The organism is Nocardia asteroides (assembly GCF_900637185.1).
Classification (GTDB): Bacteria; Actinomycetota; Actinomycetes; order Mycobacteriales; family Mycobacteriaceae; genus Nocardia; species Nocardia asteroides.
Genome location: NZ_LR134352.1, coordinates 592,124 through 605,171 on the forward strand (window position 1 = coordinate 592,124; position 13,048 = coordinate 605,171).

Here is a 13,048-nt window from a genome sequence, read left to right on the forward strand (position 1 = left end):
CTGTGCTCGGTCCGGTGATCGCCGGAGCGATCTTCTCGGATTCGGGGTGGCAGGATGCGTGTAGCGGTACTCGGCACGGGGCAGGTCGGCCGCAGGCTGGCGAGCAAGCTGGTCGAGGTGGGCCACACGGTGACGATGGGCTCGCGCACGGCCGACAATGCCGACGCCGCCGCCTGGGCCGTCGAAACCGGCGGCGCCCATGGCACTTTCGCCGAGGCCGCGGCGGCCTCGGCGCTCATCGTGAACGCGACCTCGGGCACCATCTCGCTGGCCGCGCTCACCGCGGCGGGCGCGGACAACCTGCGCGGCAAGGTGATCGTCGACGTGTCCAACCCGCTCGACTTCTCCCAGGGGTTCCCGCCGAAACTCGTTGTGCCCGAAGAGGGCAGCGTCGCGGAGTCGTTGCAGGCCGCTTTCCCCGACACGTTCGTGGTGAAGACCCTCAACACCACCAACAACCAGGTGATGGTCGATCCGGCGCGGATTCCCGGCAAGCACAGCATTTTCCTCAGCGGCGACGACGCCGACGCCAAGAAGCAGGTCACCGAGCTGCTGACCAGTTTCGGCTGGGCCGCCGATCAACTCATCGATCTGGGTCCCCTGCACACCGCCCGCAGCACCGAGCCCACGGTCCTGCTCTGGGTGAGCCTCTACCAGGCGCTCGGCACCGAGGACGTGACCCTCGGCGTCTTCACCGCCTGACCGCGATCAGGCGTCCGCCCCCTTGGCGCGCTCGGCGGCGCGGTAGCGGAGGTAGTCCGGATTGACCCGGACGGCGAGCTGTTCGAGGGGCACCTCGGTGCCGTCGGCGCTGCGCAGTTCGGCGCGCACCGGTTCGCCCGTCTCGACGTCGACGCGTTGCAGGGGGGCGGGGCCCGGCTGGAGGTAGGCGTCGCCCCACTGCCACAGTGCGACGACGGCGGGGAGCAGGTCGCGACCCATCTGGGTGAGCACGTACTCGTGCCGGGTGCGCTTGCCTTCCTCCTGGTACGGGCGCTTTTCGAGCAGCCCCGCCGCGGTGAGCTTGCGGAGCTGACCGGCCGCCGCCGCGTCGGTGATGTTCACCCGGCGGGCGAAGCCGTCGAAGCGGGTGGTGCCGTAGTACGCCTCGCGCAGGATGAGCATGGCCGAACGGGTGCCGATCAGGTCCATGGCGCGCGCGATGGAACACCCGGCCGTATTCCACTTGCTCAGATCGGCCAACGGTCCTTCCATCACGGCTGCCATGACCGACATCATACCCACCCCTGACTTGAGGAGATGATAGTTAGCGCTTACGCTGGCTATTGTCAGATAGAGTCAGCGTTCGAAAGAGGACTCCCATGCGAGACGCGGTCATCGTCGAAGCGGTACGCACCCCCATCGGCCGGGGCAAACCGAACGGCGCACTCCACGACGTCCACCCCGTCGACCTGCTCGCGCACAGCCTGCGCGCCGTCGTCGAACGCAGCGGCATCGATCCGGCCCTGATCGACGACGTGATCGGCGGCATCGTCACCCAGGTCGGCGAACAGGGTTCGAATATGACCCGCCGGGCCGCGCTCGCGGCCGGATATCCCGAATCGGTGCCCGCCACCACCGTCGACCGGCAGTGCGGCAGCAGCCAGCAGGCCATCCACTTCGCCGCGCAGGGCGTGATCGCGGGCGCGTACGACATCGTCGTCGCGGCAGGCGTGGAGTCGATGGGCCGGGTTCCCATGGGCGCCAACATGATCGGCGCCACCGACTTCTCCGGCGTGGCCTTCGCCGAGCGCTACCCCGACGAACTGGTGCCGCAGGGCATCAGCGCCGAACTCATCGCGGCCAAGTGGGGTCTCACCCGCACCCAGCTCGACGAATTCGCGTTGGCCAGCCACGAAAAGGCCGCCCGCGCAACCAAAGACGGCCTGTTCACCGCCGAACTCGCCCCGCTGCACGGGCTGGCCACCGACGAGGGCATCCGGACCGGTTCCACCCTGGAGACCCTCGCCAAGCTGAAGCCCGCCTACTACGACCCGGCCATGGCGGCCCGCTTCCCGCAGATCGGCTGGGAGATCACCGCCGCCTCGGCCAGCCAGGTCAGCGACGGCAGCGCCGCGGTGCTCATCATGTCCGGTGAACGCGCCGCCGAACTCGGGCTGCGCCCGCTGGCCCGGCTGCACAGCTTCGCCGTCGCCGGTGACGACCCGCTGCTCATGCTCACCGCCGTCATCCCCGCCACCGAGAAGGTCCTGCGCCGCTCCGGCCTGTCCCTCGCCGACATCGACCTGATCGAGATCAACGAGGCCTTTTCCCCCGTGGTCCTGTCCTGGGCCCAGGAAACCGGCGCCGACCTGAGCAAGGTGAACGTCAACGGCGGCGCCATCGCCCTCGGCCACCCCCTCGGCGCCTCCGGCGCCCGCCTCACCACCACCCTCGTCCACGCCCTCCACCAGCGCGGCGCCCGCTACGGCCTGCAAACCATGTGCGAAGCAGGCGGCCTCGCCAACGCCACCATCATCGAAAGGTTGTGAACCCCCGCCGGGTACCGGCCCGACCGCCGGTACCCGGCCATACCTCTCAGGCCCAGCCGGAGATTACGCCGCCGAGGACGAAGGTGACGACCAGGAGCAGGGCGCCGACCAGGGGGACGTAGCCGACGCGGCGGCCTTTGGCGATGCCGATCGCGATCCAGATCGTGGAGCCGAGGACCGCGATGACAGCACCGGCCCAGGCGAGGTAGACGCCTCGGGTGACCCACGGGGTGTGGCAGCCGCCGTAGTAGCCGCAGGTGTGGTTCGACACCTCGAAGTAGGCCGCCCCCATCGCGGCGATTCCCGCGCATGGCACGAGCGCCACCAGCAGGGCCAGGGCGATCAGCTGGTCGAGTATGCGGCGGCCGGAAACGGTCATGGTCCGAGCTTCCCGCGACACCAGGGCGCCCCGCCGCCGTGAAACTACTCATCTCCCGGGGTGGGATCACCTGGGTTCTACGATCAGGGGGTGGGTGCCGAGACGTTCGTTTATGCGATTCCGTTGCGTACGCGGTTTCGGGGGATCACCGTGCGGGAAGGGATGTTGGTTCGGGGGGCGTTGGGGTGGGGGGAGTTCTGTCCGTTTCCGGAGTATGGGGATCGGGAGGCGGTGGGGTGGTTGGGGACCGCGATCGAGCAGGCGGAGATGGGGTGGCCCGCGCCGGTGCGGGATCGGGTGCCGGTGAATTGCACGGTGCCCGCGGTGGATGCCGAGCGCGCCGGGCGGATCGTGCGTGAGTCCGGTTGCGCGACAGCGAAAGTGAAGGTGGCCGATCATCCCGGGTCGTTGCGGGAGGATATGGCGCGGGTGGCGGCGGTGCGGGAAGCGCTCGGGCCGGGTGGGGCCGTTCGGGTGGACGCCAACGCGGTCTGGGATGTGGCGACCGCCGTGCGGCATATCGGCGAGATAGACCGGGCCGCAGGGGGATTGGAATACGTCGAGCAACCGTGCCGGACGGTCGAGGAGCTGGCCGAGGTGCGGCGGCGGGTGGCGGTGCCGATCGCGGCGGACGAATCGATCCGGCGCGCGGAGGATCCGCTGCGGGTGGCGGTCGCGGGCGCGGCCGATGTGGCGGTGCTGAAGTGCACGCCGCTGGGCGGGGTGCGGCGAGCCCTGGCCGTCGCCGACGCGGCCGGACTGCCGACCGTGGTGTCGTCGGCGCTGGAGACCAGCGTCGGCCTCGCCGCCCAGCTCGCCCTGGCCGGCGCCCTGCCACACCTCGAGTTCGCCTGCGGCCTCGGGACGCTGTCCCTGTTCGAAGGCGACCTCGTCGGCGACTCGCTGCGTCCCGTCGACGGCTGGCTGCCCGTCCCCACCTCCCCACCGGAGCCCGACCCCGACCTGCTCGCGAAGTATCGCCACCCCGATCCCGACCGCACGGACTGGTGGCTGCGCCGGTACGAGCGAGTCAGCGCACTACTCGCGGCGGGCTGACACGAAGCCGAGTAGTCGACTACCCGCGACCTTCCCTCGCGGACCGGGCAGGCTGAAAATGTCCAGTTCATAGCCCGTTTTCGTGGCGATGAGCCAGGTCCGCGCAGGCCGCCGCCGACGAGGGGCGGCGGTCGCCCGCGGTGAGGAGGCAGGCGGTGCACCCCGACGAACAACGCTCCGAGCTCAGCACCCGACTGTGGCGCGACCCTCCCGACGTGGACCGGACCTCCGCCTATGACAGCGCCGTGCTCGAGCAGTACCGGCTCTGTGTCGAGATGGCGGATCGGGTGAGTGCGCGGCGAGGGTTGGCGAACTCGTTCTTCCTGACGTTGAACACCGGCATCTTCACGCTGGTCACCGTGTTCGGGAAGTCGCCGCCGACCGAGACGGCGGGGTGGTTGGTGATTCCGCTGATCGCGGTGCTCGGCCAGTGTTTCGCCTGGTTCTACCTGGTGCGCAGCTACCGGTTGCTGAACTGTGCGAAGTATCAGGTGGTGGGGGCGCTGGAGGAGCGGTTGCCCGCCTCGCCGTTCTGGCGGGCGGAGTGGTGGGCGCTCGGGGAGGGACGGGATCGGGCACGGTACTGGCCGCTGTCGCACATCGAGCAGTGGGTGCCGGTGCTGTTCGGTGTCGCGTATGTCTCGGGGTTCCTGGCGATCGTGTTCCACTGATTGGTTGTGCACAACTTAATTGTAGGCTACATTGTTGTCATGACCGACGGACTCACCCTCGACGAGCAGCTGTGCTTCCCGCTGTACGCGGCTTCGCGGGCGATGACGGCGGTCTACCGCCCGAAGCTGGAACGCCTCGGGCTCACCTATCCGCAATATCTGGTGATGCTCGCGCTGTGGGAGCGCGACGGCCGCAGCGTCGGCGAACTCGGCAAGACGCTCGATCTGGACTCCGGAACCCTGTCGCCGCTGCTCAAGCGGCTGGAGGCGACCGGATACGTCGAGCGCAGGCGGGCCGCCGACGACGAACGTCGCGTCGACATCGTGCTCACCGAACACGGCCGGTCCGTGCGCGCCGAGGCGTGCCGGATCCCGGCCGAGATGGCCGAAGTGGCCGGCCTGACCGCGGCCGAAGCCATCGCCCTGCGCGGACTGCTGCGCAAACTCACCGACACCCTCACAGAGAAATGAGAGCCCCCATGCAGGTCCTCTACACCGCCGAAGCCCTCGCCAGCGGCGAAGGCCGCACCGGCACCGCGCGCACCACCGACGGCAAGCTCGACGTCGTGCTCGCCCCGCCGAAGGAGATGGGCGGCGACGGCGCTGGCACCAACCCCGAGCAGCTGTTCGCGGCCGGTTACGCCGCCTGCTTCCACTCCGCGCTGCGGCTGGTCGGCAAGAAGGCAGGCGCGAACATCGCGGATTCGGCTGTCGGCGCGCAGGTTTCGATCGGCCCGAACGACAATGGTGGTTTCGAGCTGGCCGTCACCCTCGAAGTGACGCTGCCGCACCTGTCGCGCGAGGACGCGCAGGCGCTGGCCGAGCAGGCCCACCAGGTGTGCCCGTACTCCAACGCGACGCGGGGCAACATCGCCGTCGACGTGCAGGTCGCCGACGACTGAGCGGCTTTCGGCGAATCCCGTCGGTGCCACGGGCACCGGCGGGATTCGTGGTCTCACAACACCATGCCGAACCGGACCGGCGGCACGCTCGACCAGATGCCCGGCCACCGTCGCCGACCGATCATGCGCCACGACCCACGGCGCAAAACGCGGCCTCGATCGAGGTCAGCCGAAGCGGACACCACAGCCCGCGAACGTCGCGCGAATCAGCAGCGCCGCCTCCGGGCCGATCACGCCGTCCACCAATTCGGCATAGCGCGAGCAGAATTCGGGGCCGTGCGCGGCCTCGTCCGGTTTCGGGGCGAGATGGTGGGCGAGTTCGTGCAGCACCACCAGTTCGCGCAACGCCCATGCCGTGGCACCGGTGTGCAGCGGCACGGCCAGCACCGCGTCGACTGGTTCGTAGTGGGCGGCCGAGGCACCGGCCCGCGCGCGGACCCGGACCGGAGTAGCGGACCGGCCCCACTGCGCGCGCACCCAGTTCAGCGCCAGCACCCGATCCACATACGTCTGGACTGATTCCACTGAAGCGAACCGCCGCTCGACCGGCAGCGTGAGGTGCGAACCGTAGACCTCGACGGTTCGGTGCCCGAACTCCTGCGCGCGATCGAAGACACCGCGCACGAGCTGCTCGCCGTCGTAGACCCTGGCCCGCTGGGAATCCCGTCTGCGCCGCGAATCATCTTGCGCCACAGATCACTCCACTCCGGGCTGGTGAGCACGCTCCTGTACCGCAGCAGCGCCTTTGCCCCCGCTGACAGATTCCGGCACGACCCGTCGCGCGCTCACGCGCCGGTGAGCTTCCGGCGCGCGGCGGGTAATTCGGGCGCGGTACCGAGACGGGCATCGCGACCCGCGCGATCGCCCGCGCGACGAGCGGCCGCCGAATGTCCCGTCGAGGCCTGCGGCCCGCGCCAGGTGCCGCGGGCTTCGGAGGTGGCGGTGTAGAAGTCGGTGAGGGCGACCTCTTTGTCGCGCAGGGCCAGCGCGGTGCCCGTCGACTCCGCCGGGCTCGCCTCGGCGATGACCTCCGCCTTCACCTCGGCCAGCCGGGCGCCGACCCGCGCCGCGAAGGCCATCTGGAAATTCAATCGCGCCGTCACACCCGCGACCGGCGCTTCGACCTTGCGGCGGACAGTGCGCCCGAAGCGCTTCTCGGCGACGATCTTGGTCACCGTGGCCTCGCGGTACGCGCCGGACTTGATGTAGTGATCCGACGCGCGCACCATCTGGATCAGCAGGCTCGCGTAGAGCGCCTCGCAGGTGTCGATATCGGCGGCGAAGCCGTAGGCGTAGACCTGGGCGGAACTGCGGGCGACATCGCAGCGCACATCGTTGGCCGTGGCGATGGCGACGAAGAGCTGGACATAGGTGCGCAAACCCTTTCGGCCGGGTTCGCCGATCGCGATGATCCGCTGTACCGGCGCGGACCTGCGCTCACGGTCGGCGACATGCGAGCGGGCGACCGCGAGGTCGATCGAGGATTTCGTGGCCAGTCGCTGGGCGGCGGCGAGGAACGCCTCGGCCTCGTGCTCGTTGTCGGTGGCCTCGGCCTTGCGCAGCAAACCCCCGATGCGCGAGAGCATCCGGTCGGGCGTCGGCGGCGAAGGACTGGTCACCCCGTCGAGGGTAGGGCACCCGGCCGACTGTGACCGGTTCGCGAACTGACCGGAAAGTATGTGATTGGCCAGGACGATCGGACGTGATCACCCACCACCATGTATGTTGACCCGTGCACCGCACGGGTGTGCTGCTGCTCACGTCTCGACCCTGGAGTGTCTGCGATGGCCTTGAAGTTTGTCCCCAGAGCGACGATGGCTGCTGCCTCGATTGCGTTGCTGACCGCATCGTTCGCCAGTGCCTGCTCGAGTGACAACGGAGGCAACGCGCTCGACCAGAACCTCACCGGCCGCGGCCCCATCACCTACGTCGAGGGTAAGGACACCACCGAGACCGGTGTCGTCAAGCAGCTCATCGACCGCTGGAACGCCGCGCACCCGAACGAGCAGGTGACGTTCAAGGAGCAGTCGGCCGACGCCAACCAGCAGCACGACGACCTCGCCGAGCACTTCCGCGCCAAGCAGGACGGCTACGACGTGGTCGCCCTCGACGTGCCCTACACCGCGGAGTTCGCCGCCAAGGGCTGGATCCAGCCGCTACGCGACACCTTCGCCATCGACACCGCGCCGCTGCTCGCGCCGACCGTGGCCAGCGCCACCTACAACGGCACCCTGTACGCGGCCCCGCGCAACACCAACGGCGGCCTGCTGTACTACCGCAAGGACCTGGTGCCCAACCCGCCGCGGACCTGGTCGGAGATGACCGGCCAGTGCCAGGTGGCCCGCGACAACAACATCGGCTGCTACGCCGGTCAGCTGTTCCCCTACGAGGGCCTGACCGTGAACACCTCCGAGGTCATCAACGCCTTCGGCGGCAGCTTCGTCGGCGCCGACGGCAAGACCCCCACCGTGAACAGCCCGGAGTCCAAGGCGGGCCTGAAGGTCCTCGTCGACGCCTACAAGAACGGCGACATCCCCAAGGAAGCCATCACCTTCAAGGAAGGTGAGAGCGCCAGCGCGTTCGAGTCCGGCAAGCTGCTGTTCCTGCGCAACTGGCCGTACCTGTACGCCCAGGCCAACGCCGACGCCTCCACGGTGAAGGACAAGTTCGGCGTGGCCCCGCTGCCCGGCAACACCGGCATCGGCGCCTCGACCCTGGGTGGCTACAACGCCGCCATCAGCGCGTTCTCCAAGAACAAGGCCACCGCGGCCGACTTCGTGCGCTTCCTGATCAGCGAAGAGGCCCAGCAGATCATCGCCGCGGGCGCGCTGCCGCCGGTGCGCGCGTCGCTCTACGACGACCCGGCCCTGATCGCGAAGATGCCGTACCTGCCCGCGCTGAAGGAGTCCATCGCCAGCGCCGTGCCGCGTCCGGTGACCCCGTTCTATCCCGCGGTGTCGAAGGCCATCCAGGACAACGCCTATGCTGCCCTGAACGGCACGAAGTCCGTCGACGACGCTGTCGCCGGCATGCAAAAGGGCATCGAGACCGCCGGTTCGTAGCGGAGCGCGCAGCGGACCCGACCAGACCGTAGGAGAGTAGTAACGGTGTCGGATCCTTCGGGAGCCAAGCAGCGCGGGCTAGCGCTGGAACTGCGACGATCCGGCAAGGCGTGGCTGTTCGTCACGCCCGTGCTCGTCGCGCTGGCCGTGGTCATCGGATATCCGGTGGTCCAGGCGATCGTCATGTCCTTCCAGAAGGACTCCGGGATCGACCCGGCCACCGGCATGTTCGTCGAGGGCGGCAGCGCCGGGCTGAGCAACTACACGCACTGGCTGCTGCAGCAGTGCAATTCGCTGATGGGCACGGTCTCGTGCCCCACCGGCACGCTCGGCTCCCAGTTCTGGGCCGCGGTCGGGGTCACGCTGTTCTTCACCGTCGTGACGGTGACGCTGGAAGCGGTCCTCGGCCTCGGCATGGCGATGGTGATGGGCAAGACCTTCCGTGGTCGCGCCCTGCTGCGCGCCGCCGTGCTGATCCCGTGGGCCATCCCCACCGCGGTCACCGCGCGGCTGTGGGAGTTCATGTTCCAGTACGACGGCGTGGTGAACCGGGTGCTCGGCACCCACATCCTGTGGACCTCCGAGGTGTGGGCCTCGCGGTTCGCGGTGATCATCGCCGACGTCTGGAAGACCACGCCGTTCATGGCGTTGCTCATCCTGGCCGGCCTGCAGGTGATCCCGGCCGACGTGTACGAGGCCGCCAAGGTCGACGGCGCCTCGGCCTGGCAGCGGTTCGTGCACATCACGCTGCCGCTGCTCAAGCCGGCGCTGCTGGTCGCGGTGCTGTTCCGCACCATGGACGCGCTGCGCATGTACGACCTGCCCGCCATCATGACCGGCGCCAACCCGGCCACCAGCACCCTGTCGATCCTGGTGGTCGAGCAGGTGCGCCAGGGCCCCAACAGTGCTGCCGCGCTCTCGACGATCACCTTCCTGCTCGTCTTCGCGATCGCGTTCGTCCTGGTGAAGGTGCTGGGCGCCAACGCCGTTCGCACGCAGGAAGAACAGCGGAAGGCGAACTGATGAGCATCTCGATGACGAAAGAGGCACCGGCGCAGCGTCCGGAGGCGCCCGTGCAGCCGGTGTCGCTGCGCAAGCGGCTCGGCACCGCGCGGATGTACCTCGGCGTGCTGATCGTGCTGGTGTGGGGCCTCGGGCCGTTCTACTGGATGACCGTCGTGGCGTTCCGCGACCAGGCCTACACCTTCGACAGCACCCCGTGGCCCACCCACGTGACGCTGGACAACTTCCGCAACGCCTTCGACACCAGCCGGGGCAACAACTTCGGCCAGGCGCTGCTCAACAGCGTCATCATCGGCTCGGCCACCACCGCGATCGCGCTAGCGCTCGGCGTGCTGGCCGCGTACGCGCTGGCCCGGATGGCGTTCGCGGGCAAGTACCTGGTGTCGGGGCTGATCCTGTCGGCCTCGATGTTCCCCGCGGTCGTGCTGGTGACCCCGCTGTTCCAGCTGTTCACCGACCTGGGCTGGATCGGCGAATACCAGGCGATGATCATCCCGAACATCTCCTTCGTGCTGCCGATGACGGTGTACATCCTGGCGTCGTTCTTCGCCGAACTGCCCTGGGAGCTGGAGGAAGCCGCGCGGATCGACGGCGCGACCAAGTTCCAGGCGTTCCGGCTGATCATGCTGCCGCTGGCGGCGCCCGCGGTGTTCACCACCGCGATCCTGGCGTTCATCGCCTCGATCAACGAGTACCTGCTGGCCCGGCTGCTGTCGGGCGAGAAGACCCGGCCGGTGACCGTGGCCATCGCCCAGTTCTCCGGCAACGACCCGCTGGTGCAGCCGTACGCGGCGATCATGGCGGCCGGTGTGATCGTGACGGTGCCGCTGGTCATCATGGTGCTGGTGTTCCAGCGCCGCATCATCTCCGGTCTGACCGCCGGTGGCGTGAAGAGCTGATCGCGTCGCGGGGCGGCGCGTTCGCCGCCCCCACGCGCTCCTCCCGGGTTCGGCGGGCCGCGCCGGGTAGAGTCACCGTATCGATGTGCACGTCGGTGCAGGTGAGTTCTTCCGTCGTTCCGGAAGGAGATGGTCGTGGCCTCCGAGGGCGGGCGCAGGCGTTCCGATGCGAAGGCGCCGTATTCCTCGATCGCCGGATTCAAGGATCCGCTCGGCCGCGATGAGCCACCGCGTAAGGGCGCCGCACGGCGGGCGCAGGCCGCGCGGCTGGCAGGCGACGGTGACGAACCCCGGCGGCCGCGCACCAGGGCGCAGAAGATCCGCAGGCTGATCCTGGCGCTGTTCGTGATCTTCGTGTGTGTGCCCGCACTGCTGTTCTTCGCCATCTACTGGAGTTCGGAGATTCCCGAACCCGCCGAGGTCGCGGTGGAACAGCCCGCGACCGTCCTGGCCGCCGACGGCACCACGGTGCTCACGAAATTCATTCCGCCGCAGGGCAATCGGATCCCGATACCGCTCTCGGAGGTGCCGCTGCCGGTGCGCGACGCCGTGCTCGCCGCCGAGGACCGCAACTTCTACACCAACCCCGGGTACTCGACGAGCGGGTTTCTGCGGGCCGCCCGCGACAACGTCCTCGGCAACGACAACGCGGGTGGCGGCTCGACGATCACCCAGCAGTACGTGAAGAACGCCTTCCTCAGCTCCGAGCGCACCGTCACCCGCAAGATGCGCGAACTGATCATCGCGGCGAAGATGGCGCGGCAGTGGAGCAAGGACGAGATCCTGGCCGCCTACCTCAACACCATCTACTACGGGCGCGGGGCGTACGGCATCGCGGCGGCGGCCAAGGCCTACTTCGACAAGCCGGTGCCGGAACTGACCCTGGCCGAGGGCGCCGTGCTCGCCGCGGTGATCCGCTCGCCCTCGGTGCTCACCCCGGAAGACCATCTGGATCAGCTGAAAGCGCGCTGGCAGTACGTGCTCGACGGCATGATCGAGATGCGGGTCCTCGCCCCCGGCGACCGCGACGCGACGGTGTTCCCGGAGATCATCCCGCTGCCCGACATCCCGACCGAACCGGTCGCGCTCGGCCCGGAGGGCCACATCCGCACCCAGGTGATGCGCGAACTGCGCGCCGCGGGCCTGACCGACGCCGACATCAACACCGGCGCACTGCAGATCACCACGACCATCGACCCCGTCGCCCAGGCGGGCGCGGTCGACACCGTGCGCAAGCGACTGGAATGGCAGCCACCCGAGCTCCGCGCGGCGGTGGTGTCGATCGATCCGCGCAGCGGGGCGGTGCGCGCCTACTACGGCGGCGAGGACGGCACCGGTTTCGATTTCGCCCAGGCGCCGTTGCAGACCGGGTCGGCCTTCAAGGTGTTCGCGCTCGTCGCCGCACAGCAGCAGGGCATTCCGACGACGCGGGCGATCGACAGTTCGCCCATCGTCGACCGCGGCACCACGATCACCAACGCCGACGGCGACTCCTGCGGTCGCTGCGCGCTCACCGAGGCGCTGAAACGCTCGCTCAACACCAGCTTCTACCGCCTGACCATGACCATGGCCGACGGTCCTCGCTCGATCGCCGAGGCCGCGCACCTGGCCGGTATCCCCGAACGGATTCCGGGTCTCGACGCCGAAACCCTCACCGAGGCGGGCGAACCCCCGCTCAACGGGATCGTGCTCGGGCAGTACCTGGTACGTCCGCTGGACATGGCTTCGGCCTACGCCACCCTGGCCGCCTCGGGCGTCTATCACCAGCCCTACTTCGTGCAGCGGGTGACCACCGGCGACGGCCGGGTGCTGATCGACCGCGGCCCACCGGAAACCCGGGTGGGCAGACAACTTCCGGAACCCGAGCAGCGGATCACCGCCGGCATAGCCGACGCCACCACGCAGGCGATGACGCCGATCGCCAACTACTCCAACGGGCACGGCCTGGCCGAGGGCAGGCCATCGGCCGCCAAGACCGGCACCACGCAGCTGGGCGAGACCAAGGACAACAAGGACGCCTGGATGATCGGCTACACCCCGTCGCTGTCGACAGCGGTGTGGGTGGGCACCGAGCAGCCGCAGCCATTGCGCAGCGGCCGCGGCGGCGCGATCTGGGGCTCGGGCCTGCCGTCGGACATCTGGAAGCAGGTGATGGACACCGCGCTGGCGGGCACGCCGATCGAGCAGTTCCCCACGCCGGCGCTCGGCGGCCCCGCACCGGTGCCCGCGCCGAAACCGGCGGCGCCGGGCGGGGGCGGCAACAGCCCCTACGACATCCTCAACCCGCCGACGAACGCGCCGCGCGGTCCGGCGCCGGAGCTCATCACCCCGCCGACGCCGACCACACCGCCGCGCAATCCAGCGCCGGTGATCATCATCCCGCCCGCGCCGCGCCCGGCCACGCCCGGGGAATTGTTCCCCGGCCTCGGCGGTGACGGTGGGCGGTAGATCACGGATTGGCCACCCGGACCACACACCCCCGCGGACATGGCAACATCGTGGACCAGAGCGCGAACCAGCCCGACCAGTCGGCACCGCCGGTTTGCCGCGACGCCACAGCGCGT

General features: G+C 69.3%; 14 protein-coding genes. 10 read left to right on the forward strand and 4 right to left on the reverse strand.

The features are described 5' to 3' along the window. The first annotated feature begins 54 nt into the window (after positions 1-54). Positions 55-702, forward strand: coding sequence for an NADPH-dependent F420 reductase (locus EL493_RS02945; RefSeq protein WP_019049962.1), 648 nt, complete (start codon positions 55-57; stop codon positions 700-702). A gap of 6 nt (positions 703-708) precedes the next feature. On the opposite strand, the gene EL493_RS02950 is transcribed toward EL493_RS02945, so the two are convergent. After that, complete coding sequence (locus tag EL493_RS02950; RefSeq protein ID WP_022566717.1) at positions 709-1,239, reverse strand: winged helix-turn-helix transcriptional regulator; 531 nt, start codon at positions 1,237-1,239, stop codon at positions 709-711. An 83-nt stretch (positions 1,240-1,322) separates the two neighbouring features. On the opposite strand from EL493_RS02950, the gene EL493_RS02955 reads away from it, so the two are divergent. Beyond that, complete coding sequence (locus EL493_RS02955) at positions 1,323-2,492, forward strand: thiolase family protein (protein ID WP_019049964.1); 1,170 nt, start codon at positions 1,323-1,325, stop codon at positions 2,490-2,492. A 46-nt stretch (positions 2,493-2,538) separates the two neighbouring features. Here EL493_RS02955 and EL493_RS02960 read toward each other — a convergent pair whose 3' ends face one another. Next, positions 2,539-2,871 carry a hypothetical protein gene (locus EL493_RS02960; RefSeq protein WP_019049965.1) on the reverse strand — a complete coding sequence of 111 codons (333 nt, stop codon included), beginning with the start codon at positions 2,869-2,871 and terminating at the stop codon, positions 2,539-2,541. Between the two features lie 90 nt (positions 2,872-2,961). Between EL493_RS02960 and EL493_RS02965 the strand changes: the two genes are divergently transcribed. The 4 genes from EL493_RS02965 to EL493_RS02980 all read left to right on the forward strand — a co-directional run bounded on the left by EL493_RS02965 (position 2,962) and on the right by EL493_RS02980 (position 5,500). Beyond that, complete coding sequence (locus tag EL493_RS02965) at positions 2,962-3,927, forward strand: o-succinylbenzoate synthase (RefSeq protein ID WP_022566718.1); 966 nt, start codon at positions 2,962-2,964, stop codon at positions 3,925-3,927. A 155-nt stretch (positions 3,928-4,082) separates the two neighbouring features. Next, positions 4,083-4,598, forward strand: a complete 516-nt coding sequence (locus EL493_RS02970; protein ID WP_019049967.1) for a RipA family octameric membrane protein — start codon at positions 4,083-4,085, stop codon at positions 4,596-4,598. 39 nt (positions 4,599-4,637) lie between these two features. After that, entirely contained in the window at positions 4,638-5,069 is a 432-nt protein-coding gene (locus tag EL493_RS02975; protein ID WP_019049968.1) for a MarR family winged helix-turn-helix transcriptional regulator, read from the forward strand. Between the two features lie 8 nt (positions 5,070-5,077). Next, positions 5,078-5,500: an organic hydroperoxide resistance protein gene (locus EL493_RS02980; protein ID WP_019049969.1), complete on the forward strand. Its 423-nt coding sequence runs from the start codon at positions 5,078-5,080 to the stop codon at positions 5,498-5,500. Positions 5,501-5,665: 165 nt separating this feature from the next. Here the strand turns inward: EL493_RS02980 and EL493_RS02985 are convergent, their stop codons facing one another. After that, on the reverse strand, positions 5,666-6,193 hold the full coding sequence (locus EL493_RS02985; RefSeq protein ID WP_022566720.1) for a TIGR04338 family metallohydrolase: 528 nt from the start codon (positions 6,191-6,193) through the stop codon (positions 5,666-5,668). 92 nt (positions 6,194-6,285) lie between these two features. Further along, on the reverse strand, positions 6,286-7,086 hold the full coding sequence (locus tag EL493_RS02990; protein WP_019049971.1) for a DUF2786 domain-containing protein: 801 nt from the start codon (positions 7,084-7,086) through the stop codon (positions 6,286-6,288). 198 nt (positions 7,087-7,284) lie between these two features. Between EL493_RS02990 and EL493_RS02995 the strand changes: the two genes are divergently transcribed. The 4 genes from EL493_RS02995 to EL493_RS03010 all read left to right on the forward strand — a co-directional run bounded on the left by EL493_RS02995 (position 7,285) and on the right by EL493_RS03010 (position 12,932). Beyond that, complete coding sequence (locus EL493_RS02995; RefSeq protein ID WP_030201535.1) at positions 7,285-8,562, forward strand: ABC transporter substrate-binding protein; 1,278 nt, start codon at positions 7,285-7,287, stop codon at positions 8,560-8,562. A 45-nt stretch (positions 8,563-8,607) separates the two neighbouring features. Then, the gene (locus tag EL493_RS03000) at positions 8,608-9,585 is read left to right on the forward strand and encodes a carbohydrate ABC transporter permease (RefSeq protein WP_019049973.1); all 978 of its coding nucleotides are present in this window, start codon (positions 8,608-8,610) and stop codon (positions 9,583-9,585) included. Between the two features lie 11 nt (positions 9,586-9,596). Beyond that, the gene (locus EL493_RS03005; protein WP_030201539.1) at positions 9,597-10,484 is read left to right on the forward strand and encodes a carbohydrate ABC transporter permease; all 888 of its coding nucleotides are present in this window, start codon (positions 9,597-9,599) and stop codon (positions 10,482-10,484) included. Between the two features lie 129 nt (positions 10,485-10,613). Continuing rightward, the gene (locus EL493_RS03010; protein WP_019049975.1) at positions 10,614-12,932 is read left to right on the forward strand and encodes a transglycosylase domain-containing protein; all 2,319 of its coding nucleotides are present in this window, start codon (positions 10,614-10,616) and stop codon (positions 12,930-12,932) included. The last annotated feature ends 116 nt before the right edge of the window (positions 12,933-13,048 follow it).